The sequence below is a fragment of the Pseudomonas avellanae BPIC 631 genome, assembly GCF_000444135.1.
Classification (GTDB): Bacteria; Pseudomonadota; Gammaproteobacteria; order Pseudomonadales; family Pseudomonadaceae; genus Aquipseudomonas; species Aquipseudomonas avellanae.
The window spans coordinates 1-26,864 of sequence record NZ_ATDK01000229.1 but is presented as its reverse complement, the minus strand read 5'-3'; the positions used below and the strand labels follow the sequence as shown (position 1 = coordinate 26,864).

Genomic DNA, 26,864 nt, shown 5'->3' with positions numbered 1-26,864 from the left:
AATTCTTGGGCAGCGTGGGGAGTCGGCCCCTTCCACAGCCCAGATAAAACTTGAGGCTGGGAGCCTGCCAGACCCACCGGGTAAACCCGACGGATCGTGACAGACAACCAACCTCTAGCAACGTCGTTATTAGCGACGCAGACCCAGACGACCGATCAGGGCGCTGTAACGGCTAACGTCCTTACCTTTCAGGTAATCCAGCAGCTTGCGGCGCTGGTTTACCATACGGATCAGACCACGACGGGAGTGGTGGTCCTTACCGTTGGCCTTGAAGTGGCCTTGCAGTTTGTTGATGTTGGCGGTCAGCAGTGCAACTTGCACTTCTGGCGAACCAGTATCACCAACAGCTTGCTGGTAGTCGGTTACGATCTGAGCTTTTTCTTCAACGCTGAGTGCCATGTGGGCAATCCTTATTTCAGGGAAGCGCTTCCGGGGAAACGCTTCCAACAGGCCGAGGACAAAACCTCGTATTAAAAAATGAGATATGACCGTGCCTGTTGACAGCCATCCTCGTTCCACCCCACTGCCAGGCTAGCCTGCCAGTGGACTGGTTCCGGTCACTCTGACCGAATCAATCGACGCGGCGCAACACGCCCGTCTTCGCTGACTTCACCGATACCGATGAAGCGACCTTCGTGATCCTGCACCCGCACCATACCGAATTTCGGTGCATCCGGGGCGCGTACCGGCTGGCCATGCAACCAGTAAAACGAACTGTGCTCGGAAAACTTCAGCAGTGGCCAGTCCAGCAGGCCGCTGTCCGAAGGCATCAGGAAGCGGTCAACCGCTTCGTTGCCACCGTCGGCATGCACTTGCTCGAGCTCTTCCAGCGTAACCGTCTGAGCCAGTGTGAAAGGCCCGGCCTGGGTGCGGCGCAGCTCTGCGACGTAGGCACCACAACCGAGTTTTTCACCGATATCCTCGACCAGCGTGCGGATATAGGTGCCTTTACTGCAATCCACCGACAGACGTGCTGTCTCGCCTTCGCAAGCAAGTAGTTCCAGGCGCGCAATAGTAACAGAACGGGGCTCGCGCTCCACTACTTCCCCTGCACGCGCCAGTTTGTAAAGTGGCTGCCCGTCACGCTTGAGGGCCGAGTACATGGGAGGTATCTGGCTGATTTTCCCGCGGAAATCGGGCAGAACCGCTTCGATATCATCGCGACCAACGGTCACCGGACGCGTGAGCAAAACATCGCCCTCGGAGTCGCCAGTGGTCGTGGTCTTACCCAGCTGGGCCAGCGTCTCGTAGGACTTGTCCGAATCGAGCAGATACTGAGAGAACTTGGTCGCCTCGCCAAAGCACAACGGCAGAACGCCGGTTGCCAAAGGATCAAGGCTGCCCGTGTGCCCGGCCTTCTCGGCATTGAGCAGCCAGCGAACCTTTTGCAGAGCGGCGTTGGACGTGAAGCCCAGAGGCTTGTCGAGCAGGATGATCCCGCTGACATTGCGACGTATACGCTTGACCTGAGCCACCCTTTATTCCTCGGTACTTTCAGGCTTTGCATCTGGCGATGCAGGGCCTTCCTGGTGCTGACTGTCCTGCGCCACTGCGCGCTCGATCAGTGCCGAGAGGTGCGCGCCACGCACGACGCTTTCGTCGTAATGGAAGTGCAACTGAGGCACGCTGCGCAGCTTCATTTCACGCGCCAGCTGCATGCGCAGGAAGCCTGCGGCAGCGTTGAGCACCTTGATGGTCTGCGCGATGTCTTCCGCGTTGTCCTGGCCCATGACGGTCATGAAAATCTTTGCGTGACCGACATCACGGCTGACGTCTACGGCGGTAATCGTGACCAGACCCACACGTGGGTCCTTGATTTCGCGACGGATCAGTTGCGCCAGCTCGCGCTGCATCTGATCGCCGATACGTTGGGTACGGCTGTATTCTTTTGCCATGCTTGTTACCTGTTACTGATCCGGGACCAAACCCTGACAGTCTGAAAGCGGCAAACGCCCGGCCTGACAATTGCCAGACCGGGCGTTGCGTTTAGAGCCCATGGAGAAAGCGCTGCATGTACATGCGACGCCCCCACCATGACTCCTGAAGCTCGCGATTTAGAGGCTGCGAGCCACTTGGACCTTCTCGAAGACTTCGATCTTGTCACCAACCTTGACGTCGTTGTAGCTCTTGACGCCGATACCGCATTCCATGCCGGCACGTACATCGGCAGCGTCATCCTTGAAGCGACGCAGGGATTCCAGCTCGCCTTCGAAGATAACGATGTCTTCACGCAGAACACGGATCGGACGGTTACGGTAAACCGTGCCTTCCAGAACCATACAACCTGCGATCGCGCCGAATTTAGGCGAACGGAACACATCGCGGACTTCGGCAATACCCAGGATATTCTCCCGAACGTCGCTGCCAAGCATACCGGTAAGGGCTTTCTTGACGTCTTCGATGATGTCGTAGATCACGTTGTAGTAACGCATATCCAGACCTTCCTGCTCGACAATCTTGCGCGCGCCAGCATCGGCACGCACGTTGAAGCCGAACAGTACAGCGTTGGAAGCCAGTGCCAGGTTGGCGTCGCTCTCGGTGATACCACCGACACCGCCACCCACTACGCGCACTTGTACTTCGTCGTTACCCAGGCCGTTCAAGGCGCCGTTCAACGCTTCGAGGGAACCACGAACGTCAGATTTGAGGACGATGTTGAGCGTCTTCTTCTCTGCCTGGCCCATGTTCTCGAAGATATTTTCCAGCTTGCCAGCGTGAGCACGGGCCAGTTTGACTTCGCGGAACTTGCCTTGACGGAACAGAGCCACTTCACGGGCTTTCTTCTCGTCGGACAGCACGCTCATCTCGTCGCCAGCGTCCGGGGTACCGTCCAGGCCGAGAATCTCGACAGGGATGGAAGGACCCGCTTCCTTGACCGGCTTGCCGTTCTCGTCAAGCATGGCGCGGATACGGCCGAAGTTCGAACCGACCAGAACCATGTCGCCCTGACGCAGCGTACCGTCCTGAACCAGAACAGTAGCAACCGGACCACGGCCCTTGTCCAGACGGGACTCGACAACAACACCACGGCCAGGAGCCGAAGGCGTTGCCTTGAGTTCCAGGACTTCGGCTTGCAGCAAGACAGCTTCCAGCAGCTCGTCGACGCCAGTACCCATTTTCGCGGAGACCGAAACGAAAGGCGTATCACCGCCCCACTCTTCGGAGGTCACGCCATGGACTGACAACTCGCTGCGAATGCGATCGAGATCTGCACCCGGCTTGTCGATCTTGTTCACCGCAACCACCAGCGGAACGCCAGCAGCAACAGCATGCTGAACGGCTTCGATGGTCTGAGGCATCACGCCGTCGTCGGCAGCAACCACCAGAATCACGATGTCGGTCGCCTTGGCACCACGAGCACGCATTGCGGTAAACGCGGCGTGACCAGGGGTGTCGAGGAACGTCACCATGCCGCGTTCGGTTTCAACGTGGTAGGCACCGATGTGCTGAGTAATACCACCGGCTTCGCTAGCCGCTACCTTGGCGCGACGGATGTAGTCGAGCAGCGAGGTCTTACCGTGGTCAACGTGGCCCATTACGGTCACAACCGGCGCACGGGAGAACGACTCGCCTTCGAACTTCAGCGATTCAGCCAGGGAATCTTCCAGGGCGTTGTCGCTGACCAGCGTGACCTTGTGGCCCAGCTCTTCGGCGATCAACTGGGCAGTTTCCTGATCCAGCACCTGGTTGATGGTTACCGGAGTACCCATCTTGAACATGAACTTGATGACTTCGGCAGCCTTGACGGACATCTGTGCCGACAATTCGCCGACAGTGATGGTCTCGCCGATGGCAACGTCACGGATAACCGGGCCGGTAGGGCTCTGGAAACCATGCGCGTTACGCTTCTTCAGCTTGCCCTTGCCACGACCACCACGACGGAAGCTGTCGCTTTCTTCGTCGGTGGTGCGAGGTGCAACTCGAGGGGCCGGAGCCTTCTCTTTGACCGAAGCACGGTGCGGAGCGTTCTTGCGATCGCCGTCGCCGCCACGGGCATTGCGGTCATCAGCACGAGGCTTGTCAGGGCGACGCTGTTCGTCACGCTTGCGAGCATCGGCAGACGGCGCTGCGCTGGCAGGTGCCGGAGCAGCGGCTGCAGGTGCTTCACGTACAGGCTCGACTGCAGCAACAGGTTGCGCAGGTGCCGAAGCAGGCTGGCCGGCAGCAGGCTGATTGCGCGCATCTTCTTCAGCGCGACGCTTGGCTTCTTCTTCAGCCTTTTGACGAGCGGCATTTTCTACCGCACGGCGTTCGTCCATCTCGCGCTTGCGCTCGGCTTCGATCTCTTCCGGGCTACGCTGCACAAAGACTTTCTTCTTGCGCACTTCAACGCTGATGCTCTTGCTGCCAGCAACGCGCAGGGTGCTGGTGGTCTTGCGCTGCAAGGTAATCTTGCGAGGCTCTTCCACCTTGGCCTTGTGACCGCTTTTCAGGTGCGTCAACAAGGCTTGTTTTTCGTTATCGGTCACAACTTGCTCGGCGGCGGTGTGCGGCAGACCTGCCTCACGCATCTGCTGTAACAGGCGCTCTACCGGTGTGTCGACCACTTTGGCCAGTTCTTTCACCGTGACTTGCGTCATGCACTTCTCTCCTCAGGCCGCGCCTACTTACTCGAACCAGTGGGCTCGGGCGGCCATGATCAACTTGCCGGCACGATCATCGTCAATGCCGTCGATGTCGAGCAGGTCATCTATAGACTGCTCGGCCAGGTCTTCGCGGGTAACTACGCCGCGCACCGCCAGTTCCATCGCCAAATCCTTGTCCATACCCTCAAGCGAGAGCAGGTCTTCGGCCGGATGGGCGTCTGCCAGCTTTTCCTCTGTAGCGATGGCTTTAGTCAACAAACGATCCTTGGCACGAGCGCGAAGCTCGTTGACGATATCTTCGTCAAAGCCGTCGATGTTGAGCATTTCTTCCAACGGTACGTAGGCAATCTCTTCCAGGCTGGTGAAGCCTTCATCAACCAGCACCTGAGCCAGTTCTTCATCGACTTCGAGCTCTTCGATGAAGTTGCGCAGGATGTCACCGGTTTCAGCTTGCTGCTTGGCCTGGATGTCCGATTCGGTCATCACGTTCAGTGTCCAGCCAGTCAACTGACTGGCCAGACGCACGTTCTGACCGCCACGACCAATAGCCTGGGCCAGGTTGTCCGCGCCTACCGCGATGTCCATTGCATGAGCGTCTTCATCTACGATGATTGCCGCTACTTCTGCAGGGGACATTGCGTTGATCACGAACTGCGCAGGGTTATCGTCCCAAAGCACGATATCCACACGCTCGCCACCCAGCTCGCCGGAAACAGCCTGAACTCGCGAACCGCGCATGCCGATACAGGCACCTTGCGGATCGATTCGTTTGTCCTTGGAGCGAACAGCGATTTTCGCACGAGAGCCCGGGTCACGAGAGGCAGCCATCACCTCGATGAGACCTTCGGCAATTTCCGGCACTTCAATGCGGAAAAGCTCGATCAGCATCTCTGGCGCAGTACGCGACAGAATCAGCTGAGGGCCACGGTTTTCAGTGCGAATTTCCTTCAGCAGAGCACGGACGCGAACACCGACCCGGAAAGTTTCCCGGGAAATGATGTCTTCACGAGCCAGCAAGGCTTCGGCATTGTTACCCAGGTCAACGATGACATTGTCACGTGTAACCTTTTTAACAGTACCAGAAATGATTTCACCCAGACGCTCACGGTAGGCATCGACTACCTGAGCACGCTCGGCTTCACGAACTTTCTGCACGATGACCTGTTTTGCAGTCTGTGCAGCAATACGACCAAATTCGATGGAATCGATTTTCTCTTCGATCAGATCGCCTGCAACGGCACCCGGCTTTTTAGCCTGAGCCTGATCGACGGCCAGCTCGTAAGCAGGATCGTCCAGATCTTCGTCTTCGACGACTGTCCAGCGACGGAAAGTCTCGTAGTTGCCTGTTTGGCGGTTGATCTCTACACGCAGCTCAACTTCGTCTTCAAAACGTTTCTTGGTAGCAGTGGCCAGAGCCAGCTCCAGCGCTTCAAAAATAACACTTGCCGGAACGCCCTTTTCATTGGACACCGACTCAACAACCAGCAGTACTTCTTTGCTCATCGTACGCCTCGCCTTTCGCAAGCCATTGGATCCGCGGGATCCGCAGTAACCGGCACGTATCAGTCAAACGTGGGAATAATGTTGGCCTTGTCGATCAAGTCGATCGGCAACAGGAATTCATGGTCTTCAACCTGCACCACGACATCCTGCTCCTCCACCCCGCGGAGAAGGCCTTGAAAGTTGCGTCGACCTTCGAAAGGCGAACGCAGCTTTATTCTTACTTGTTCCCCGGCGTACAAAGCGAACTGCTCGATAGTGAACAGCGGGCGCTCCATGCCAGGAGAAGAGACTTCAAGGGTGTACTCGGTGCTGATCGGGTCTTCTACGTCCAACACACCGCTGATCTGGCGACTGACGATTGCGCAGTCGTCTACCAGAACACCACCTTCTTTATCGATATAAATGCGCAGCACCGAATGCTTGCCCTGGGAACTGAAATCGATCCCCCAGCATTGATAGCCAAGCGCCACGACCACAGGGGCCAACAAGCCCTGCAACTGTTCTAGCTTGCTCGACACCTGAACCCCCTCGTACATGCTTTAGAAATAAAAAAATGGGCAAAAGCCCATCCCTGAAAACGCCGCTGAACATCGGCGTCACGTACTGTCCAGCTAACAAAAAGCCCCTTAAAAGGGGCTCCGCTAAAACTGGTTGCGGGGGCTGGATTTGAACCAACGACCTTCGGGTTATGAGCCCGACGAGCTACCAAACTGCTCCACCCCGCGACAAAGCTGGGGCGGAAGTATACGACCGATCCATTGCTGGGTCAATCCAACATCCACCTACAAGCAAGCCCGCCAATGCGGGCTTCCTTGTTAATTGGTACCGAGAAGGGGACTCGAACCCCTACACCCATTGGGCACAACCACCTCAAGGTTGCGTGTCTACCAATTCCACCACCTCGGCATTACAACTCTTTGGCGATCTCGCAAAAACATCGCCGAATTCTTTTTTACTTCTTCTCTGGAGCCTGAGGTGCATCAGCAGGAACAACTGCTGGCTTTTGCTCTTCGAGAACCGGCACATCACTTGCCGCCGGCTTTTGCTTCACTTCCAGTACTGCGGGGTCTGGCAAACCTACCTGAGTCAGCTGTTGAGCTTTCTCTTTAGCAAAGTAACCTAACCCCAAGCTGGTTATGAAAAAACATGCAGCAAGTATAGCAGTAAACTTACTGAGAAAGGTAGAGGTTCCTTGACCTCCGAAGACAGTATTTGATGCACCTGCTCCGAAAGACGCACCTGCGTCCGCACCTTTACCCTGCTGCAGCAATACCAGAGCGACAACGCCCAGAGCGCCCAACAGGTGAAAAACGATTACGACTGTTTCCAGCATTTTTTCAGTTTCCCGCGGCGCGACAGATCGCACCGAACTCATCTGCATTCAGGGACGCTCCACCAATGAGCCCCCCATCGATATCCGGCATGCTGAAAAGCTCGACCGCATTGGCCGCCTTCACGCTGCCGCCATAGAGAAGTCGCACGCCTTGTGCGACTTCGGCATTCTCTTTTGCCAGTTGCGCACGGATTGCTGCGTGCACTTCCTGCGCCTCTTGAGGCGAAGCGGTCAATCCGGTGCCAATGGCCCAAACTGGCTCGTAGGCAATTACTGCATTGACCAGCGCGCCGATACCAAACTCTGCAATGACGCTGTCAAGCTGACGCCCGACAACTTCAAGCGTTTGCCCTGCCTTGCGCTCCTCAAGCGTCTCGCCTATGCAAAGCACAGGGGTGAGGCCACTTGCCTGGATCGCTGCAAACTTCTTGTTAAGCACCTCGTCCTGCTCGCCAATCAGCTGACGACGCTCCGAGTGCCCGACAAGTACCAGCTTGCAACCTGCATCAGCCAACTGGCTCGATGCGATTTCGCCGGTCAGAGCGCCCTGCTCAGCCTGAATGGCTGCATCCTGCGCACCGACAATGATCGACGTGCCCTGAAGGCCTTCGATCACTCGACTGGTAAACAGGCTTGCAGGCATAACGGCGATATCGACGCTGCCAGGCAACGCCTGCTTGACCAAACCCTCGATCAGCTCAGCGACGCTGGCGCGGGTACCGTGCATTTTCCAGTTACCAGCTACCATTGGGCGACGCATGCTACACCTCGTGGGTCAAAGTGGGCGCAGATGTTACCCAACACTTCCGACACTGGCAAGCCGAAATCAGGCGCAAACTTCAGCAACCAGTTTTGCGAGCTCTTCGGCGTACGCCCTGACCTGCGTTTCATCCTCACCTTCGACCATCACACGCACCAGAGGCTCTGTGCCGGATTTGCGCAACAGCACCCTGCCACGCCCTGCCATCTGCTCGGTGACGCGCGCGCAGGCTTCCTGCACAGACGGGTGGGTAACCGGGTCGACACTGGAACCCTCGAAACGCACATTGATCAGGATTTGCGGACATTTGCGCAATTTCAGGCGCGCCTCGGCAAGGCTGATGCCGCTGCGACGCAGGGCGAGTATCACTTGCAGCGAGGCGATAATGGCGTCACCGGTGGTGGCATGCTGGAAGCACACGATGTGCCCGGAGTTTTCACCACCGATCTGCCAATTGCGCTCAAGTAGCTCGGCAATGACATAACGGTCGCCAACGTTGGCCCGCACGAACGGAATATTCTGTTCGGCAAGGGCCAGCTCAAGGCCAAGGTTACTCATCAACGTGCCGACGACACCACCCTGCAAGCGGCCGCGCTCGTGCAGATCACGCGCAATGATGTAAAGCAGCTCATCGCCATCAACGATGGTCCCGGTGTGGTCGACCATCAGCACGCGGTCGCCGTCACCGTCAAAACCGATGCCCATGTCGGCGTGCTCCGCAACCACAGCGGCCTGCAAGGCCTCCATGTGCGTAGAACCGCAGTCCTTGTTGATGTTGAGCCCGTCGGGCTGCGCCGAGAGCACTACAACCTGCGCACCCAACTCACGGAATACGTTGGGCGCCACTTTGTAGGTCGCGCCGTGTGCGCAATCGATCACCACCTTGAGCCCGGCAAAATCGGTACTGGTAGGCACGCTGCTCTTGCAGAATTCGATGTAACGCCCGGCAGCATCGTTGATCCGCGAGACCTTGCCGAGGTTTTCGGACTCGGCCACGGTCATCGGCGCGTCGAGCAACTCCTCGATCATCATTTCGATCTCGTCAGGCAGCTTGGTGCCCTGACCAGAGAAGAACTTGATGCCGTTGTCGTAGTGCGGATTGTGCGAAGCACTGATGACAATGCCTGCTTCGGCGTGAAATGTGCGCGTCAGGTACGCGATGGCAGGTGTAGGCATCGGCCCCAGCAGCAGCACATCAGCGCCCGCTGCAGATAGCCCGGCTTCCAGTGCGGATTCGAACATGTAGCCGGAAATGCGCGTGTCCTTGCCGACAAGAATGCGGCAGGCGCCCATCTTGCGAAAGGCCATGCCTGCAGCCCAGCCCAGCTTCAGCATGAACTCTGGCGTAATCGGGAATTGCCCTACACGACCGCGAATGCCGTCGGTTCCGAAGTATTTTCTGGTAGTCATGGATGCCCCACTGTTGTTATTCAGCTGCCTGGACAGCTGCGATCATGCGCACCACGTCAGCCGTTTCGGCGACATCGTGCACACGTAGAATTTTTGCCCCTTTGGTCATCGCCAGGGCGGCCAGGGCCAGCCCGCCGAACAAACGCTGATCTACGGGGCGTCCCAGCACTGCACCGATCATGCTTTTGCGCGAAACCCCCACCAACAGCGGCCGACCCAGCGCGTGCAACGCTTCCATACGCTTGAACAGGCTCAGATTATGTTCCAGCGTCTTGGCAAAACCAAAACCCGGATCAAGGATGATCTGCTGCCGATCGATCCCCGCAGCCACACATTGATTCATGCGATCCAGTAAAAAGGCACTGACCTCAGCCAGAAGGTCCTCATAGTGCGGATCATTCTGCATGGTGCCCGGCTCGCCCTGCATATGCATCAGGCACACCGGCAAACCGGTGCTTGCAGCCGCCTCAAGCGCGCCTGGACGCTGCAACGAGCGAACGTCGTTGATCAGGCCAGCGCCCAGCCCTGCCGTCGCCAGCATGACCTCAGGCGTTGACGTATCAACCGAGATGATCACATCGAGTTCACGCGCAATAATCTCGACAACCGGCGCCACACGCTCGACTTCTTGCGCGGGGGACACCGGACGTGCGCCAGGACGGGTCGACTCACCACCGACATCGATGAGCGTGGCACCGGCCAGCACCATGGCTTCTGCATGGCGCAGGGCAGCATCGAGCTGGCTGTAGCGGCCGCCGTCGGAAAACGAATCTGGAGTCGCATTGAGAATGCCCATCACATGCGTATGGGCCAAATCAAGAACCCGGTTGCCGCAAGGCAACCGGGTTGGGTACAGCGCAGATGTCATGTCAGACCTTAATGCTCAGCAGCAGGACCGCCGATAGGCGCTTCCGGACGAGGATCAGGTGTGATCGGAGTACCGTTGGTGCCTGAACCGCCATCCCAGTCACGCGGCTCGCGCGGTGGGCGACCGGTCATGATGTCATCGATCTGATCGGCATCAATGGTTTCGTACTTCATCAAAGCATCGGCCATCGCTTCAAGCTTGTCGCGATTGTCCGTCAGCAGCTGCTTGGCGGTGCCGTAGCAGTGGTCGATGATGCTGCGTACTTCCGAGTCGATCAGCTTGGCGGTGTCGCCGGAAACACTGGAGTTCTGGCTGCCGCCGCGCCCCAGGTAGCCTGCATCTTCGTCTTCGGAGTACATCAATGGACCCAGCTTTTCAGACAAGCCCCATTTGGTGACCATGTTCCGGGCAATCTGGCTGGCACGCATGATGTCGTTGGACGCACCCGTCGTGACGCCATCAAAGCCCAGAGTCATCTCCTCAGCGATACGACCGCCATACAACGAGCAGATCTGGCTGATCAGTGCACGCTTGGACAGGCTGTAACGGTCTTCTTCCGGCAGGAACATGGTCACACCCAGGGCGCGACCGCGAGGAATGATCGACACCTTGTAGACCGGGTCATGCTCGGGCACCAGACGACCGACGATGGCGTGACCCGCCTCGTGGTACGCCGTGTTGCGTTTTTCCTTGTCGGACATGACCATCGATTTGCGCTCGGCGCCCATCATGATCTTGTCCTTGGCAAGTTCGAATTCCTTCATTTCGACGACGCGCTTGCCGGAGCGCGCAGCGAAAAGCGACGCTTCGTTGACCAGGTTGGCCAGATCGGCACCGGAGAAACCCGGAGTACCACGAGCAATAACGCCTGGATTGACGTCCTCACCCATAGGCACTTTGCGCATGTGGACCTTGAGAATCTGCTCGCGACCACGGATGTCCGGCAGGCCCACAACAACCTGACGGTCGAAACGGCCTGGACGCAGCAATGCAGGGTCCAGTACGTCAGGACGGTTGGTCGCGGCAATGACGATGATGCCGTCATTCATTTCAAAGCCGTCCATCTCTACCAGCAACTGGTTGAGGGTCTGCTCGCGCTCGTCGTGACCACCGCCCATGCCGGCACCACGATGACGACCGACCGCATCAATTTCGTCGATGAAGATGATGCACGGCGCGTGTTTCTTGGCTTGTTCGAACATGTCACGGACGCGGCTTGCACCGACACCCACGAACATTTCAACGAAGTCGGAACCGGAAATCGTGAAAAACGGCACTTTGGCTTCGCCGGCAATCGCCTTGGCGATCAGCGTCTTGCCGGTACCCGGAGGACCGACCATCAGCACGCCGCGCGGAATTCGACCACCCAGACGCTGGAACTTGCCCGGATCACGGAGGAACTCGACGAGCTCGCCGACTTCTTCCTTGGCTTCGTCACACCCAGCAACATCCGCCAGGGTGGTCTTGACCTGATCTTCGGACAACAGACGCGCCTTGCTCTTGCCAAAGCTCATCGGGCCGCCTTTGCCGCCCGCTCCGCCCTGCATCTGGCGCATGAAGAACATGAAGACGGCGATGATCACCAGAATCGGGAAGCTGGCGACCAGCAACTGGGTCCAGATGCTCTGCTGTTCAGGCTGCTTGCCTTCGACCACAACGTTGTTGCTGACCAGATCGCCGATCAGGCCATTGTCCGGAATGTTCGGGCGAATGGTCTTGAAGGTGTCACCGTCGCTGCGCTTGCCCGTAATCACGTAGCCATCGACAGAAACCTTCTCGACCTTGCCATCCTTGACCTGCTGGATGAACTCGGAATAGTTGAGGTTCTGCGGCTCGTTAGGGCTTGAGAAGTTGTTCATCACCGTCACAAGGACAGCTGCGATGATCAACCACAGGATCAAATTCTTTGCCATATCGTTCAATTAGCTACCCTCTGAAGCAAGCTCCACGCAGCAAGCGTGCCTCGCATGATATTCACTGGCCTAACTTACTACAGAACCTACAGATACGGCAGACACCGTCTGTAACCCTTTGTGAAACTTTGACACCATAATGTTCGTTGATGCTGCACTGACGACGCCATTTGAAAAAAGCTATCGCGCCTTATCAAAAACGTTCGATGCTGGCTGCGCCATCGATTCCGCGAAAACCACGAGCCAGCAGGTACTGCTCGCGCGATCGGTCGCGGGACGACGAAGGCTTGCGCATCTGCACCTTGTCGAACAGCTTGCGAATGTCCTTGTGGTAGATATCGAAGCCTTCACCCTGGAAGACCTTGATCAGAAAATCGCCACCGGGACGCAGTACCCGACCGGCAAGGTCGAGCGCCAATTCACAGAGAAACATCGCACGCGGCATATCGACAGCGCTCAATCCACTCATATTGGGGGCCATATCGGAAATCACAAGGTCTACCTGCGTATTACCGACCGCTTCGAGAATCTGCTCGAGGATGGCGTCCTCGGTGAAATCCCCCTGAATGAAGGTCACATCCGGGATGCTGTCCATCTCAAGAATGTCGGAAGCGATCAGGCGACCTTGACCCCCGATCAGACGACTGGTCACTTGCGACCAGCCTCCCGGCGCAGCGCCGAGGTCGATAACGGTCATGCCAGGGCGGATGATCTTGTCCTTTTCCTGGATTTCGAGAAGCTTGTAACTGGCACGCGAACGGTAGCCGTCCTTCTGTGCCATTTTGACGTACTTGTCGTCGAAGTGTTCTTTGAGCCAGTTATGGCTTGTCTTGGAACGGGCCACAGGGCACCTCAAAAATAAACGAGTCGTGATTAACTGGGCGGTCCCGGACTCGCTCGGGTAAACTGGCCGCCGCTTTTAAAAGATCAGACGCAGAGGTCAGATTATGCCGCTCACTCCAGAGCAGAAGAAACAATACAAATCCATTGGTCACCATCTGAAACCGGTATTGACCGTGGCTGACAATGGTTTGACTGAAGGTGTACTTGCAGAGCTTGAACGCGCATTGAGCGATCACGAGCTGATCAAGATCAAGCTTAATATCCTTGACCGCGAAAGCCGCCTCGGCGCCGTTGCAGAATTGTGCAAGGCTGGTTCAGCGGACTTGGTACAGGTCATCGGCAAAATGGCGCTGATCTACCGCAAGAACCCAAAGGTAAACAAGCAACTGTCAAACGTCCACCGCGCACACGGATAAAAACAGAAGTCAGGACCGCGAAACGCGTGCCCTGACTTTTTTTGCCGCTGACTGCGCCCGCCGAAGCGGGCGACCGCCATCAGGCGTGACGCACTTCGATGATTTCGTACTCGATAACGCCACTCGGCGTTTTCACGACCACGACATCGCCTTCTTCCTTGGCAATCAAGGCGCGAGCAATGGGCGAACCCACTGAAATCTTGCCATCCTTGATATTCGCCTCGTCCTCACCCACGATTTTGTAAGTCACGCGCTCGTCGGTTTCGACGTTGGCGATCTCGACTGTCGTGCCGAAAATCACCTTGCCGGTATGCGGGATCGTGGTGACGTCAATCACCACCGCGTTCTGCATACGGCCTTCGATATCGCGAATGCGCGCTTCAACCATACCCTGCTGCTCGCGGGCAGCATGGTATTCGGCGTTTTCCTTGAGGTCGCCCAGCTCGCGCGCAGTACCAATGTCCTGGCTCAATTTGGGACGGATCACCTTGGTCAGGTGGGTCAGCTCTTCTTCCAGGGCGCGAGCGCCCTGAACGGTCATCGGGTATTTGATCATGCCTTCAATCCTGCATGGAGGTCCTGCAAGCGACGCACGGTCTTCTCTGGACCGAACTTGAGCGCTTCGCAGATCGCTTCGCCTGCTGCAATGGTAGTGGTGCAGTAGATCTTGTGCTGCAAGGCATTGCGACGGATGGAGTAGGAATCAGCGATCGACTGACGGCCTTCGGTGGTGTTGATGATCAGGGTGACTTCGTCATTCTTGATCATGTCGACCACGTGCGGGCGACCTTCGGTCACCTTGTTGACGCGACGCACTTTCAGGCCGGCCGCTTCGATCAGCTTGGCCGTTCCAGCTGTAGCGACAATCTCGAAACCCAGGTTGATCAGGTCACGAGCAACCGCTTCAACCAGTGGCTTGTCGTCATCACGTACGCTGATAAACGCAGTCCCGCCGGTCGGCAGCACTTCGCTGGCGCCCATCTGGGCCTTGGCAAACGCCTCACCGAATGTGTCGCCCACACCCATCACTTCGCCGGTCGACTTCATTTCCGGGCCAAGGATCGGGTCAACGCCAGGGAATTTGGCGAACGGGAACACCGCCTCTTTCACACTGTAGAAATTAGGAATGATTTCCTTGGTGAAATTCAGCTCTTTCAGGGTTTTACCCGCCATCACGCGCGCAGCGATCATGGCCAGGGAAACACCGATGCACTTGGAAACGAACGGCACGGTACGCGATGCACGCGGGTTCACTTCGATGACGTAGATGTCTTCGCCCTGAAGTGCCAGCTGTACGTTCATCAGGCCGACAACGCCCAACTCCAAGGCCATCTTCTTGACCTGTTCGCGCATCTCGTCCTGGATGTGAGCAGGCAGCGAGTATGGCGGCAAGGAGCATGCGGAGTCACCGGAGTGAACGCCCGCCTGTTCGATATGCTGCATGATCGCGCCGATCACCACGTCAGTACCGTCGCAGACCGCATCGACGTCCATTTCGATGGCGCAATTCAGGAAGTGGTCGAGCAGCACCGGGCTGTCGTTGGACACCTGAACCGCCTCACGCAGGTAACGCTTGAGCTCGTCTTCCTGGTAAACGATTTCCATCGCCCGGCCGCCCAGTACATAGGACGGACGCACGACCAGCGGATAACCGATCTTGGCGGCAGCACGAATCGCTTCGTCTTCGCTGCGCACGGTGGCGTTTGGCGGCTGACGCAGGTTGAGACGCTCGACCATCTGCTGGAAGCGCTCGCGGTCTTCTGCACGGTCGATGGCATCCGGGCTGGTGCCGATGATCGGCACGCCAGCGGCTTCCAGGGCACGGGCGAGTTTCAACGGGGTCTGGCCGCCGTACTGCACGATCACGCCCTTGGGCTTCTCGACGCGCACGATTTCCAGGACGTCTTCCAGGGTGACCGGCTCGAAATACAGACGATCAGAGGTGTCGTAGTCGGTGGAGACGGTTTCCGGGTTGCAGTTGACCATGATGGTCTCGTACCCGTCTTCACGCAGCGCCAGGGCTGCGTGCACGCAGCAGTAATCGAACTCGATACCTTGGCCGATACGGTTAGGGCCACCGCCGAGGATCATGATCTTGTCGCGCGTCGAAGGGTTGGCTTCGCACTCTTCTTCGTACGTCGAGTACAGATACGCGGTGTCAGTTGCAAACTCGGCCGCGCAGGTGTCGACGCGCTTGTAGACCGGGAACACATCCAGCTTGTGACGGTGCGTGCGCAGGTTTTTCTCGGTAACGCCGACCAGTTTGGCCAGGCGTGCATCGGAAAAGCCCTTGCGCTTGAGACGGTACATCAGGTCGCGATCGATTGCCGACAGGCCAAGCGTCTTGATCTTTTCCTCGTCCTTGACCAGATCTTCGATCTGGACCAGAAACCAGGGGTCGATCATGTTCATGGCAAAGATTTCTTCGACCGTCATGCCTGCGCGGAACGCATCGGCGACGTACCAGATACGCTCGGCACCCGGCACGGTCAGCTCGCGCTTGAGCGTGCTCATGCTTTCCGGATGGCTGAGGTCCAGCTTCGGATCAAGACCACAAACGCCGACTTCCAGGCCGCGCAGGGCTTTCTGCAGGGATTCCTGGAAGGTACGGCCGATGGCCATGACTTCACCGACCGACTTCATCTGCGTGGTCAGGCGTGCATCGGCCTTGGCGAACTTCTCGAAAGCGAAGCGCGGCAGCTTGGTGACGACGTAGTCGATGGACGGCTCGAAGGACGCCGGGGTCTTGCCGCCGGTGATTTCGTTGGACAGCTCGTCAAGGGTGTAACCCACTGCAAGCTTGGCCGCGACCCGGGCAATCGGGAAGCCGGTCGCCTTTGAAGCCAGCGCCGAGGAACGCGACACGCGCGGGTTCATCTCGATGACGACCATACGGCCGGTGTCCGGGCAGATGCCGAACTGAACGTTGGAACCACCGGTTTCAACGCCGATCTCGCGCAGTACCGCCAGCGAGGCGTTACGCAGGATCTGATATTCCTTGTCGGTCAGGGTCTGTGCCGGAGCAACGGTGATGGAGTCACCAGTGTGCACACCCATCGGGTCGAAGTTTTCGATGGAGCAGACGATGATGCAGTTGTCCTTTTTGTCGCGGACAACTTCCATTTCGTACTCTTTCCAGCCGATCAGCGATTCGTCGATCAGCAGTTCCTTGGTCGGAGACAGGTCCAGACCACGGGCGCAGATTTCTTCGAACTCTTCACGGTTGTAGGCAATACCGCCACCCGTGCCACCCATGGTGAACGACGGACGGATGATGCAAGGGAAACCGAGTTTTTCAAGAACCGCGCTGGCTTCTTCCATGCTGTGCGCGATGCCGGAACGCGGGCACGCCAGGCCGATGGACTTCATGGCCTTGTCGAAACGCGAACGGTCTTCAGCCTTGTCGATGGTGTCGGCGTTGGCACCGATCATCTCGACGCCGAATTTCTCCAGAACGCCTTCACGCTCCAGATCCAGCGCGCAGTTCAGTGCGGTCTGGCCGCCCATGGTTGGCAGCAACGCGTCCGGACGCTCTTTCTCGATGATCTTGGCAACGGTCTGCCACTTGATCGGCTCGATGTAGGTGGCGTCGGCCATGGCCGGGTCGGTCATGATGGTCGCCGGGTTGGAGTTCACCAGGATGACGCGGTAACCCTCTTCGCGCAGGGCTTTGCAAGCCTGGGCGCCGGAGTAGTCGAATTCACAGGCCTGGCCGATCACGATGGGGCCGGCGCCGAGAATCAGGATGCTTTTAATGTCTGTACGTTTTGGCATGGGTTGTCACTCAAATCCGCAGGTCAGTCGGCAAGCCGTCTTGAACATTTTTCTGAGGTGGCCTGGGCGGCAGCAACCGGACGTGTGGTCCGGGGCCGCCCTGGGCACCTGCGTTTACAGTCTCAAGGCAACCGGTCAGCGTCGCTTGGCCATGGCGTCGATAAAGCGGTCAAACAGGGGCGCTACATCGTTCGGGCCCGGGCTTGCTTCAGGGTGACCCTGGAAGCTGAACGCGCTTTTGTCAGTCAGCTCGATACCCTGCAGGGTGCCGTCGAACAGCGACTTGTGGATAGCGCGAACGTTGCCCGGCAACGTCGATTCATCAACCGCAAAACCGTGGTTCTGACTGGTGATCATCACAACGCCGGTGTCCAGATCCTGAACCGGGTGGTTTGCACCGTGGTGGCCATGACCCATTTTCACGGTCTTGGCACCGGCAGCCAGCGCCAGTAACTGGTGACCGAGGCAGATGCCGAACACCGGCACTTCGGTTCCCAGCACTTGCTTGATCGCCTTGATGGCGTAGTCGCATGGCTCAGGGTCGCCAGGGCCGTTGGACAGGAAAACACCGTCCGGCTTATAGGCAAGCACTTCGCTGGCAGGCGTTTGCGCAGGGACTACCGTCACCCGGCAACCGCGCTCGACCAGCATGCGCAGGATGTTGAACTTGACGCCGTAGTCGTAGGCAACCACGTGATAAGGCAGCTCGGAAGCGGCGATTTCAGGGTGGCTGTCGGTCTGCAGGTTCCAGACACTGTGGCGCCACTCGTAGGTGTCCTTGGTGCTGACTTCCTTCGCCAGGTCCATGCCCTTGAGGCCAGGGAACCCGCGAGCGGCGGCGATCGCTGCCTCTTCGGAAATGTTGTCACCCGCCATGATGCAGCCGTTCTGGGCGCCTTTCTCACGCAGGATGCGGGTCAGGCGACGCGTATCGATGCCTGCGATGGCAACGACATTGTTGGCTTTCAGGTAATCACCAAGGGACATCTTGTTACGCCAGTTGCTGGCAACCAGTGGCAGGTCACGGATGACCAGGCCAGCTGACCAGACACGATCCGACTCGGCGTCTTCAGGTGTAGTACCGGTGTTGCCGATGTGCGGGTAAGTCAGGGTAACGATCTGCTGGGCGTAGGAAGGATCGGTAAGAATTTCCTGATAGCCTGTCATTGCGGTGTTAAACACCACCTCACCAACGGTTTGACCGTCGGCTCCAATGGCTTCGCCGCGAAAAATGCTGCCATCAGCAAGGGCGAGTATGGCTGGCTTAGTCAAGAAGACCTCCCGTAAATAAAGCCTGAAAGGGCGATCGCAGGTTGCAAAAAAGCGGAATGACGTAGTTACGTCACCCCGCTTTCTTATGGAATCATCTGCGCGCTTTTAGTGGACACACTAAAGCTGTAGCTTACAGAAAAGGCCCATTTTGGTCTACCACCAATGAGCCTGAAATGCGGGAAAATGCGACAGGGCCTTTAAAGACCATGTATTGAATCAATGCAGACCCAGTACATCCTGCATGTCGTACAAGCCTGGGGCCTTGCCGTCGAGCCACATTGCAGCCCTGACCGCGCCCTTGGCGAAGGTCATGCGGCTGGACGCCTTGTGGGTGATTTCAACCCGCTCACCGTCCGCTGCGAACAGCACAGTATGGTCACCGACCACGTCACCGGCGCGAATAGTCGCAAAACCGATGGTCTGACGATCGCGCGCGCCGGTCTGACCTTCACGCCCGTAGACCGCGACTTTCTCCAGATCACGGCCCAATGCATTAGCTACGACTTCGCCCATGCGCAGCGCGGTGCCAGACGGCGCATCGACCTTGTGCCGATGGTGCGCCTCGGTGATTTCGATATCGACCTCATCACCCAGCACGCGAGCAGCGGTGTCGAGCAACTTCAGGCACAGATTCACACCGATGCTGAAATTGGCCGCGAAAACGATCGGGATATCTTTCCCCGCCTCGACCAGACGCTGCTTCTCTTCGGCACTGAAACCGGTCGTCCCGATAATCATGGCCTTGCCTGCCTTGCGGCAGAACGCCAGATTTTTCAGCGTGACCGACGGGTGAGTGAAGTCGATCAACACGTCGAACTCATCCGCCACCTTTGCCAGATCACCTGACAGCGGCACACCGATACGCCCCAGCGCCGCCAGTTCGCCCGCATCAGCACCCACCAGCGTGCTGTCGGGACGATCGACGGCAGCGGTCAGCCCGGCGCCAGGCGCCTGCTGAACCGCTTCGATCAAAGTCTTGCCCATGCGCCCGGCGGCGCCTACTACAGCAATACGTCGCATGCCCTGCTCCCGTTGATAAGCCTTACAGATCGCCGAAGAAACGCTTCACACCCTCGAACCAGCCACTGGCCTTGGGAGAGTGCGACTCGTCGCTCTCAAGCGATGTGCGGAACTCTTCGAGCAATTCACGCTGACGCTTGCTCAGGTTGACCGGTGTTTCGACTGCGACACGGCACATCAAGTCACCCGCGCCACCGCCACGCACCGGAGCAACACCCTTGCCACGCAAGCGGAACTGCTTGCCGGTCTGGGTGCCCTCAGGGATTTTCAGCTTGACGCGACCATCGAGCGTCGGCACTTCAAGCTCGCCGCCCAGCGCCGCATCGGTGAAGCTGATCGGCACTTCGCAGAACAGATGCTTGCCGTCACGCTGGAAGATCGCGTGTTCGCGCACGTTAATCACGACATACAGGTCGCCGGTCGGCCCACCCTGAGCACCTGCCTCGCCTTCGCCCGACAGGCGAATGCGGTCACCGGTATCAACACCTGGCGGCACTTTGACGGAAAGGGTCTTGGACTCTTCGACACGCCCTTCGCCGTGGCACGAATCGCACGGGTCGGAAATGATCTTGCCGTGGCCGTGGCAACGTGGGCAGGTTTGCTGCACAGAGAAGAAACCCTGCTGCATGCGCACCTGGCCAATACCGCCACAGGTCGGACAGGTCACCGGGGACGAACCCTTCTTGGCGCCGCTGCCGTCGCAAGGCTTGCAGTTGACCAGCGTCGGAACGCGGATATTGACCGTCGTGCCACGAACCGCTTCCTCGAGGTTCAGCTCAAGCGTGTAACGCAGGTCGCTGCCACGCTGGGCACCGCCACGACCGCCGCCGCCACCGCCCCGGCCACCGCCGAAGAAGTCGCTGAACACGTCGCCGAAGATATCCGAGAAGTTGGCGCCACCGGCACCACCACCAAACCCACCGCCGCCGCCCATGCTCGGGTCAACGCCCGCATGGCCGTACTGATCGTAGGCCGCGCGCTTGCTGGCATCGGACAGCACTTCGTAGGCCTCGTTGGCCTCCTTGAACATCTCTTCAGACGCTTTGTCATCAGGGTTGCGGTCAGGGTGATGCTTCATCGCCAGACGACGATAAGCCTTCTTCAGGTCCGCCTCGCTGGAGCCTCGCTCCACACCCAACACTTCGTAATAATCACGCTTTGCCATAGTTCTTCCGCACTCTTGAGGACGTTTGGCAAGACTCTCCTGAGCCCAGCCAAACTCGTTGAGCCCCATACAGGCCCGGACCCAACTCACGTCAATTCAACGATCCTGGTCTTCGTTCAACAGCCAGACGAACTGGCCGAGAAAGCGGCAGAATGATTCGCCACGCAGGAGCGTAACGATCTTGCCACATGGCGCACGGAGCGAATCCGCACGCCGAAATTTTGCATGTTCCAGACACGCCAACGCGGGAGCAAGCTCCCGCGCGGCGACATCCTACCAGTCAGCGCTCAAAAGAGGTCAACCGGCTTGCAAGTGAGCCTGCGCTTACTTGTGGTCTTTCACTTCTTCAAACTCGGCGTCAACGACGTCGTCAGCCTTGGCAGTTTCTTCAGCCGGCTTGGCTGCTGCTTCCGGATTCTCGGCCTGCTCGGCGTACATCTTCTGAGCGATTGGCGCGGAAACCTTCGACAGTTCTTCGACCTTGGCTTCAATGGCAGCCTTGTCGTCGCCCTTGATGGCCGCTTCCAGAGCAACCAGCGCCGCTTCAACAGCCGTCTTCTCTTCAGCAGTGACCTTGTCGCCTGCGTCAGCGATCATCTTGCGAGTCGAGTGGACCAGCGCATCACCTTGGTTACGGGCAGAGGCCAGCTCTTCGAACTTGCGATCTTCTTCGGAGTTGACTTCAGCATCGCGAACCATCTGCTGAATTTCTTCCTCGGACAGACCGGAGTTGGCCTTGATCACGATGGACTGCTGCTTGCCGGTAGCCTTGTCTTTCGCGCCAACGTGCAGGATGCCGTTTGCGTCGATGTCGAAGGTCACTTCGATCTGTGGCACGCCACGTGGAGCAGGTGGAATCTCGGCCAGGTCGAACTTGCCCAAGGACTTGTTCTGACCGGCTTGCTTGCGCTCACCCTGCAGTACGTGAATGGTCACAGCGTTCTGGTTGTCATCGGCCGTCGAGAACACCTGGGATTTCTTGGTAGGAATCGTGGTGTTTTTCTCGATCAGCGCAGTCATCACGCCGCCCATGGTTTCGATACCCAGAGTCAGCGGGCTGACGTCCAGCAGCAGAACGTCTTTTACATCACCGGCCAATACGGCGCCCTGGATAGCAGCCCCCATTGCAACAGCTTCGTCCGGGTTGACGTCTTTACGGGCTTCTTTACCGAAGAACTCGGTTACCAGCTTCTGTACCAGCGGCATACGCGTCTGGCCACCGACCAGAATCACGTCATTAATCTTGCCGATGTCGATGCCAGCATCTTTCAATGCAGTACGGCAAGGCTCGATGGTGCGCTGAACCAGGTCTTCAACCAGCGATTCCAGCTTGGAGCGCGAGATCTTCACGACCAGGTGCTTTGGACCGGTGGCATCTGCAGTGATGTACGGCAGGTTGACTTCGGTCTGGGTGCTGGAAGACAGCTCGATCTTGGCTTTTTCAGCCGCTTCTTTCAGACGCTGCATGGCCAGCGGGTCGCCTTTGAGGCTCATGCCGCTTTCTTTCTTGAATTCGTCAACGAAGTAGTCGATCAGACGAATATCAAAGTCTTCACCGCCCAGGAACGTGTCACCGTTGGTGGCCAACACTTCGAACTGGTGCTCGCCATCGACTTCGGCAATTTCGATAACCGAAACGTCGAAAGTACCGCCACCCAGGTCATAAACGATGACAGTGTGGTCGCCCTTGGCTTTGTCCATACCGTACGCCAGAGCGGCTGCGGTAGGTTCGTTGATGATGCGCTTGACGTCCAGACCGGCGATACGGCCAGCGTCCTTGGTCGCCTGACGCTGACTGTCGTTGAAGTAGGCCGGAACGGTGATGACCGCTTCGGTAACCGCTTCACCGAGGTAGTCTTCGGCAGTCTTCTTCATCTTCTTCAGGATTTCAGCGGAAATCTGAGGAGGCGCCATTTTCTGGCCATTCACTTCAACCCAGGCATCACCGTTGTCAGCCTTGACGATCTTGTAAGGGACCATCTGGATGTCTTTCTGAACGACTTGCTCGTCGAACTTGCGACCGATCAGACGCTTTACCGCGTACAGGGTGTTGTGCGGGTTGGTCACGGCCTGACGCTTGGCGGACTGACCGACCAGGATCTCGCCATCGTTGGCATAAGCAATGATCGAAGGCGTGGTACGCGTGCCTTCGGCGTTCTCGATAACCTTGACGTTACCGTTTTCCAGAATGGAGACGCAGGAGTTGGTAGTCCCCAGGTCGATACCGATAATTCTGCCCATCTTGACTCTCCCGAAACTTGCAAAAATTTGATGTAGTTGCCGCAATTGCGTTTACAAATTGCGGTAGCTCTTAAACGCTTGACCTTTAAATGGGGGCCTTACAGCTGATTTCAAGCCTGCTCGTTGATTGACGGCGTTGCAGGCGATGGTGCCTTGCTGACCACGACCATGGCCGGGCGCAGCAGACGACCATTAAGCTGATAACCCTTCTGGAATACCTTGAGCACAGTGTTAGGCTCTACATCGGCACTTTCCTGCATGGCCATTGCCTGGTGCTGGTCGGCACTGAACGGTTGACCATGCGGATCAATGGCTTCCAGCTGATAACGCTTGAGGGTGTCCTGAAACATCTTCAAGGTCAGCTCGATGCCTTCACGCATCGGGCGAATGCTTTCATCGTCCGGGTTGGACAGATCAAGGCCTCGCTCCAGACTGTCGATGATCGGCAACAGATCACCGGCAAATTTTTCCAGCGCAAACTTGTGCGCCTTTTCAACATCCTGTTCGGCACGGCGGCGGACATTCTGCAAATCCGCAGCCACCCGAAGGGATTGGTCCTGCGCAGCAGCCAGTTGCTCTTCGAGCACCTGCACACGGGTTGTCAGTTCTTCACCCGCGCCTGCCTCGGCAGCCTGATCCTGAGCCTGCGCATCCAGATTCTGTTCGTCAGCCATAAATATTCTCCTCTAAAAACGTCCGCGATCCCGACTCGCGCTTCTGCCACCTATATGGGATCGGAATTTCCCGCTTCAAGGGTCTGATGTGATCGAGATACGTATTCCCTGACAAAAAAACCGGATATGGGGCCAGAAAAAAATGGCGCCATGAAGCAACCGGTACTAAAAAACACTGAAAGCAGACCAAATCGAGCTAAGCAGAGGCATTGTCAGCCACGAACAAAACACTGTATAAATATCCAGACAAACAGCCCGGGAGCCGCTCAATGCTGGTGCACCTTTCCGTACACAACTACGCCATCGTCGAACACCTTGATCTGGAACTGGATCGAGGCATGAGCGTTATTACTGGCGAAACCGGTGCCGGCAAGTCGATCATGCTCGACGCCCTGGGCCTGACTCTGGGCGACCGGGCCGACAGCGGCGTGGTCAGGCCGGGGGCCGACAAGGCAGACATCCTTGCCACGTTCGACCTGGGCGACATTCCCGAGGCCCAGGCCTGGCTCAAAGAACGCGACCTCGACAACGACGGCCCCTGCATCCTGCGCCGGGTGATTACCGCCGAAGGTCGCTCGCGCTCTTACATCAATGGCTCGCCCTGCCCTCAGGGAGACTTGAAAGCGCTGGGCGAACTGCTCATTGATATCCACAGCCAGCACGAGCATCAGTCGCTGCTCAAGACCGACACCCACCGACGCCTGCTGGATGAATACGCGGGCGCGACCGACCTTGCCCGCCAGGTTCATCTTGCTGCGCAGCGCTGGCGGCAGACGCGACAGGAGCTGGAGCGCCTCTCCAACTCCGGCGACGAGCAACGCGCACGCCATCAACTGCTCAGCTACCAGCTTGAAGAACTGGAAAGCCTGAGCCTGGGCGAAAACGAGCTGGAGCAGCTCGAGCAGGAACACAAGGACCTGACCAACGCCGAAAGCCTGCTGAGCATTTGCCGACAGGTCGTCGAGCAATGCAGCGAAAGCGATTCCGGCAACGTACTCACAGCCTTGACCGCCAGCCTGCATCGCCTCGGCAGCGTCGACCACTCACCCACCGCCCTGAGCGAGGCCACAGGCTTGCTGTCCAGTGCGCAGATCCAGGTAGAAGAGGCCGTAGGCGAGCTGAATCGCTTTCTGGATCATTTCGATGCCGATCCAGCCCGCTTGCAACAGCTTGAAGAGCGACTCGATGCTATCTATACGCTGGCGCGCAAGCACCGTATCCAGCCGGGCGAAGTGGCCACACTGCAACAAAAGCTGCTGGATGAAATAGAAACACTGAACGCCAACGACGAATCCATCGAGCGCCTGGAGCACGAGGTGCAGGCCTTTGCCCGCCATTATCAGGAGAAAGCGCGCGAATTGAGCGACCGGCGTCATATGTCAGCGACCACACTGGCCAATGCGGTAGAGCAGGAAATTCATCGCCTGGGCATGCCGGGCGGGCGCTTCCAGATCGACCTCAAACCCAACGCCAATGCCGAGCCGCTGCCTCACGGCCTTGAGCAAGTGGAGCTACTGGTCAGCGCCAACCCCGGTCAACCACTGAAAGCGCTGGCTAAAGTGGCTTCGGGAGGCGAACTGTCACGGATCAGCCTTGCCATTCAGGTGATCACCGCACAAACCTCACGAGTGCCGACACTGGTGTTCGACGAGGTGGATGTGGGCATTGGCGGCCCGACTGCCGAGATCGTGGGTCAACTGCTGCGTCGCCTGGGCGAGCGTGGGCAGGTCATGACCGTCACGCACTTGCCGCAGGTCGCCGCGCAGGGCCATCAGCATCTGTTCGTGCACAAAGTCAGGGATAACGAAGCGACGCGCACGGCGGTCTCCAAACTGACGAAAACCGAGCGCATAGAAGAAGTGGCCCGAATGCTGGGCGGCATCGACCTGACCAAGGAATCCTTGGCACACGCCAAGAAGATGGTCGTGACGGCTAAAACCTGAGCCACTGAAACGCAGTCACTTAAAACGCAATCATAGAAAGCACAAAGGCGACCTTGGGTCGCCTTTGTGTCATCTGGTTTCACGCCTTCTTGTTACGGACGTAGAGCACCAGATTGTGGTCCACCAGGTCAAAGCCGTGTCTTTCGACGATGGCTTTTTGAAGCTTCTCGATTTCTTCGTCGAAGAATTCGATCACCTCGCCTGATTCCACGTTGACCATGTGGTCGTGATGGCCGCCATCAGCCAGCTCAAACACAGCATGACCACCGTCGAAATTGTGGCGAACCACCAATCCCGCAGCTTCAAACTGGGTCAGGACACGGTAAACCGTGGCCAGGCCGACGTCCTCGCTAGCCTCCATCAGCGCCTTGTAAACATCCTCGGCACTCATGTGGCGCTGCTCGGCAGAATCGAGCATTTGGAGTATTTTAACCCTCGGTAGGGTTACCTTTAGTCCTGCTTTTCGTAGTTCGCTATTTTCAACCATGGTCAGCTTTCTCGCAGACGCTGCTTCGCAGCTTCTCTTAATGCAGGTATGATCGGGGTTTACGTTGTCCCAGCCAAGATAGTGGAAGTCGCCCACCGATGCAAAACACCAAGCTCTTGCTAACCAGTTTCACCTTCGTGGGACTGCTCGCACTCGCCGGTTGTTCATTCCCCGGGGTTTACAAAATCGACATCCAGCAGGGTAATGTCGTCACGCAGGACATGATAGACCAGTTACGCCCCGGAATGACCCGGCGGCAAGTACGGTTTATCATGGGCAACCCCCTGCTGACCGACACCTTCCACGCCGATCGGTGGGATTACCTGTACAGCCTGCAGCCAGGTGGCGGTGAACGCCAGCAGGAGCGTGTCAGCCTGATATTCAATGGCAATGACCAGCTCGTGAGCCTGTCCGGCGACTTCATGCCAGGCGTCAGCCGCGATGAAGCCATTCTCGGCAAAGGCAGCGATACCACTGCGCCTGTAGAGAATCAGCCGCAGCAGCCGCCTGAACAGCCAGCCAAGCCAGGCTCGCTGCTGGACACCATCCAGAAGGACGTCGACAGCGTCGAGACCGTACCGGTCCCGACTCAAGAGCCACTGGACACTAACACCCGTTAGTCACCAGCCGCTCAGCAAAAAGCCCGGCACGCCGGC

23 protein-coding genes and 2 tRNA genes are annotated in these 26,864 nt (G+C 57.8%); 3 read left to right on the top strand and 22 right to left on the bottom strand.

Annotated features, from left to right (window positions below):
* Positions 1–129 precede the first annotated feature (129 nt).
* The 14 genes from rpsO to rlmE all read right to left on the bottom strand — a co-directional run bounded on the left by rpsO (position 130) and on the right by rlmE (position 13,217).
* Positions 130–399 carry a 30S ribosomal protein S15 gene (gene rpsO / locus DW49_RS0111010; RefSeq protein ID WP_002555121.1) on the bottom strand — a complete coding sequence of 90 codons (270 nt, stop codon included), beginning with the start codon at positions 397–399 and terminating at the stop codon, positions 130–132.
* A 158-nt stretch (positions 400–557) separates the two neighbouring features.
* Positions 558–1,475, bottom strand: a complete 918-nt coding sequence (gene truB / locus DW49_RS0111005) for a tRNA pseudouridine(55) synthase TruB (RefSeq protein WP_003377507.1) — start codon at positions 1,473–1,475, stop codon at positions 558–560.
* A gap of 3 nt (positions 1,476–1,478) precedes the next feature.
* Entirely contained in the window at positions 1,479–1,895 is a 417-nt protein-coding gene (gene rbfA, locus DW49_RS0111000; protein WP_003377505.1) for a 30S ribosome-binding factor RbfA, read from the bottom strand.
* A 159-nt stretch (positions 1,896–2,054) separates the two neighbouring features.
* On the bottom strand, positions 2,055–4,580 hold the full coding sequence (gene infB / locus DW49_RS0110995; protein ID WP_005620400.1) for a translation initiation factor IF-2: 2,526 nt from the start codon (positions 4,578–4,580) through the stop codon (positions 2,055–2,057).
* A gap of 27 nt (positions 4,581–4,607) precedes the next feature.
* Positions 4,608–6,089: a transcription termination factor NusA gene (gene nusA / locus DW49_RS0110990; protein WP_005620402.1), complete on the bottom strand. Its 1,482-nt coding sequence runs from the start codon at positions 6,087–6,089 to the stop codon at positions 4,608–4,610.
* Between the two features lie 59 nt (positions 6,090–6,148).
* Complete coding sequence (gene rimP / locus DW49_RS0110985; RefSeq protein WP_024419631.1) at positions 6,149–6,607, bottom strand: ribosome maturation factor RimP; 459 nt, start codon at positions 6,605–6,607, stop codon at positions 6,149–6,151.
* A 130-nt stretch (positions 6,608–6,737) separates the two neighbouring features.
* Positions 6,738–6,814: transfer RNA gene (locus tag DW49_RS0110980), tRNA-Met, on the bottom strand.
* Positions 6,815–6,909: 95 nt separating this feature from the next.
* Positions 6,910–6,995: transfer RNA gene (locus DW49_RS0110975), tRNA-Leu, on the bottom strand.
* 46 nt (positions 6,996–7,041) lie between these two features.
* A complete protein-coding gene (gene secG, locus DW49_RS0110970; protein ID WP_005739096.1) occupies positions 7,042–7,422 on the bottom strand; it encodes a preprotein translocase subunit SecG in 381 nt (126 codons plus the stop codon).
* 4 nt (positions 7,423–7,426) lie between these two features.
* On the bottom strand, positions 7,427–8,182 hold the full coding sequence (tpiA, locus tag DW49_RS0110965) for a triose-phosphate isomerase (protein ID WP_005739097.1): 756 nt from the start codon (positions 8,180–8,182) through the stop codon (positions 7,427–7,429).
* A gap of 66 nt (positions 8,183–8,248) precedes the next feature.
* A complete protein-coding gene (gene glmM, locus DW49_RS0110960) occupies positions 8,249–9,592 on the bottom strand; it encodes a phosphoglucosamine mutase (RefSeq protein ID WP_003377494.1) in 1,344 nt (447 codons plus the stop codon).
* 16 nt (positions 9,593–9,608) lie between these two features.
* The gene (gene folP, locus DW49_RS0110955; protein ID WP_024419630.1) at positions 9,609–10,460 is read right to left on the bottom strand and encodes a dihydropteroate synthase; all 852 of its coding nucleotides are present in this window, start codon (positions 10,458–10,460) and stop codon (positions 9,609–9,611) included.
* An 8-nt stretch (positions 10,461–10,468) separates the two neighbouring features.
* On the bottom strand, positions 10,469–12,373 hold the full coding sequence (gene ftsH, locus DW49_RS0110950) for an ATP-dependent zinc metalloprotease FtsH (RefSeq protein WP_005620409.1): 1,905 nt from the start codon (positions 12,371–12,373) through the stop codon (positions 10,469–10,471).
* Between the two features lie 193 nt (positions 12,374–12,566).
* Positions 12,567–13,217, bottom strand: a complete 651-nt coding sequence (gene rlmE / locus DW49_RS0110945; RefSeq protein WP_005620411.1) for a 23S rRNA (uridine(2552)-2'-O)-methyltransferase RlmE — start codon at positions 13,215–13,217, stop codon at positions 12,567–12,569.
* A 103-nt stretch (positions 13,218–13,320) separates the two neighbouring features.
* Between rlmE and DW49_RS0110940 the strand changes: the two genes are divergently transcribed.
* Positions 13,321–13,632, top strand: a complete 312-nt coding sequence (locus DW49_RS0110940; protein WP_003377487.1) for a YhbY family RNA-binding protein — start codon at positions 13,321–13,323, stop codon at positions 13,630–13,632.
* Positions 13,633–13,711: 79 nt separating this feature from the next.
* Here the strand turns inward: DW49_RS0110940 and greA are convergent, their stop codons facing one another.
* From greA to grpE, 7 genes are all read right to left on the bottom strand, one after another.
* On the bottom strand, positions 13,712–14,188 hold the full coding sequence (greA, locus tag DW49_RS0110935) for a transcription elongation factor GreA (protein ID WP_005620412.1): 477 nt from the start codon (positions 14,186–14,188) through the stop codon (positions 13,712–13,714).
* Positions 14,185–17,406, bottom strand: coding sequence for a carbamoyl-phosphate synthase large subunit (gene carB, locus DW49_RS0110930; protein ID WP_005620413.1), 3,222 nt, complete (start codon positions 17,404–17,406; stop codon positions 14,185–14,187). The genes greA and carB overlap by 4 nt, the downstream gene beginning before the upstream one ends.
* A 135-nt stretch (positions 17,407–17,541) precedes the next feature.
* Positions 17,542–18,678, bottom strand: a complete 1,137-nt coding sequence (gene carA / locus DW49_RS0110925; protein WP_005620415.1) for a glutamine-hydrolyzing carbamoyl-phosphate synthase small subunit — start codon at positions 18,676–18,678, stop codon at positions 17,542–17,544.
* A 216-nt stretch (positions 18,679–18,894) separates the two neighbouring features.
* Positions 18,895–19,698 (bottom strand): 4-hydroxy-tetrahydrodipicolinate reductase, encoded by an 804-nt coding sequence (gene dapB / locus DW49_RS0110920; protein WP_003377483.1) that lies wholly within the window; start codon positions 19,696–19,698, stop codon positions 18,895–18,897.
* 22 nt (positions 19,699–19,720) lie between these two features.
* Positions 19,721–20,863, bottom strand: a complete 1,143-nt coding sequence (dnaJ, locus tag DW49_RS0110915; RefSeq protein WP_005620418.1) for a molecular chaperone DnaJ — start codon at positions 20,861–20,863, stop codon at positions 19,721–19,723.
* Between the two features lie 324 nt (positions 20,864–21,187).
* Positions 21,188–23,104, bottom strand: coding sequence for a molecular chaperone DnaK (dnaK, locus tag DW49_RS0110910; RefSeq protein ID WP_005620421.1), 1,917 nt, complete (start codon positions 23,102–23,104; stop codon positions 21,188–21,190).
* Positions 23,105–23,214: 110 nt separating this feature from the next.
* Entirely contained in the window at positions 23,215–23,778 is a 564-nt protein-coding gene (gene grpE / locus DW49_RS0110905; protein WP_002555140.1) for a nucleotide exchange factor GrpE, read from the bottom strand.
* Between the two features lie 269 nt (positions 23,779–24,047).
* Here grpE and recN point away from each other — a divergent pair, with 269 nt between their 5' ends.
* Positions 24,048–25,721, top strand: coding sequence for a DNA repair protein RecN (gene recN, locus DW49_RS0110900; RefSeq protein ID WP_005620425.1), 1,674 nt, complete (start codon positions 24,048–24,050; stop codon positions 25,719–25,721).
* A 79-nt stretch (positions 25,722–25,800) separates the two neighbouring features.
* Here the strand turns inward: recN and fur are convergent, their stop codons facing one another.
* Positions 25,801–26,208 carry a ferric iron uptake transcriptional regulator gene (gene fur, locus DW49_RS0110895; RefSeq protein WP_002555142.1) on the bottom strand — a complete coding sequence of 136 codons (408 nt, stop codon included), beginning with the start codon at positions 26,206–26,208 and terminating at the stop codon, positions 25,801–25,803.
* 98 nt (positions 26,209–26,306) lie between these two features.
* On the opposite strand from fur, the gene DW49_RS0110890 reads away from it, so the two are divergent.
* Entirely contained in the window at positions 26,307–26,828 is a 522-nt protein-coding gene (locus DW49_RS0110890) for an outer membrane protein assembly factor BamE (protein ID WP_003377475.1), read from the top strand.
* Positions 26,829–26,864: the final 36 nt, after the last annotated feature.

What these genes read in the sequence shown, in the direction of transcription:
- secG (WP_005739096.1), bottom strand. Translation starts at nt 7,422, where the DNA reads ATGCTGGAAACAGTCGTAATCGTTTTTCACCTGTTGGGCGCTCTGGGC.
- dapB (WP_003377483.1), bottom strand. Translation starts at nt 19,698, where the DNA reads ATGCGACGTATTGCTGTAGTAGGCGCCGCCGGGCGCATGGGCAAGACT.
- DW49_RS0110890 (WP_003377475.1), top strand. Translation starts at nt 26,307, where the DNA reads ATGCAAAACACCAAGCTCTTGCTAACCAGTTTCACCTTCGTGGGACTG.
- fur (WP_002555142.1), bottom strand. Translation starts at nt 26,208, where the DNA reads ATGGTTGAAAATAGCGAACTACGAAAAGCAGGACTAAAGGTAACCCTA.
- greA (WP_005620412.1), bottom strand. Translation starts at nt 14,188, where the DNA reads ATGATCAAATACCCGATGACCGTTCAGGGCGCTCGCGCCCTGGAAGAA.
- grpE (WP_002555140.1), bottom strand. Translation starts at nt 23,778, where the DNA reads ATGGCTGACGAACAGAATCTGGATGCGCAGGCTCAGGATCAGGCTGCC.
- tpiA (WP_005739097.1), bottom strand. Translation starts at nt 8,182, where the DNA reads ATGCGTCGCCCAATGGTAGCTGGTAACTGGAAAATGCACGGTACCCGC.
- glmM (WP_003377494.1), bottom strand. Translation starts at nt 9,592, where the DNA reads ATGACTACCAGAAAATACTTCGGAACCGACGGCATTCGCGGTCGTGTA.
- folP (WP_024419630.1), bottom strand. Translation starts at nt 10,460, where the DNA reads ATGACATCTGCGCTGTACCCAACCCGGTTGCCTTGCGGCAACCGGGTT.
- dnaJ (WP_005620418.1), bottom strand. Translation starts at nt 20,863, where the DNA reads ATGGCAAAGCGTGATTATTACGAAGTGTTGGGTGTGGAGCGAGGCTCC.
- rpsO (WP_002555121.1), bottom strand. Translation starts at nt 399, where the DNA reads ATGGCACTCAGCGTTGAAGAAAAAGCTCAGATCGTAACCGACTACCAG.
- ftsH (WP_005620409.1), bottom strand. Translation starts at nt 12,373, where the DNA reads ATGGCAAAGAATTTGATCCTGTGGTTGATCATCGCAGCTGTCCTTGTG.
- DW49_RS0110940 (WP_003377487.1), top strand. Translation starts at nt 13,321, where the DNA reads ATGCCGCTCACTCCAGAGCAGAAGAAACAATACAAATCCATTGGTCAC.
- recN (WP_005620425.1), top strand. Translation starts at nt 24,048, where the DNA reads ATGCTGGTGCACCTTTCCGTACACAACTACGCCATCGTCGAACACCTT.
- dnaK (WP_005620421.1), bottom strand. Translation starts at nt 23,104, where the DNA reads ATGGGCAGAATTATCGGTATCGACCTGGGGACTACCAACTCCTGCGTC.
- nusA (WP_005620402.1), bottom strand. Translation starts at nt 6,089, where the DNA reads ATGAGCAAAGAAGTACTGCTGGTTGTTGAGTCGGTGTCCAATGAAAAG.
- rbfA (WP_003377505.1), bottom strand. Translation starts at nt 1,895, where the DNA reads ATGGCAAAAGAATACAGCCGTACCCAACGTATCGGCGATCAGATGCAG.
- infB (WP_005620400.1), bottom strand. Translation starts at nt 4,580, where the DNA reads ATGACGCAAGTCACGGTGAAAGAACTGGCCAAAGTGGTCGACACACCG.
- carB (WP_005620413.1), bottom strand. Translation starts at nt 17,406, where the DNA reads ATGCCAAAACGTACAGACATTAAAAGCATCCTGATTCTCGGCGCCGGC.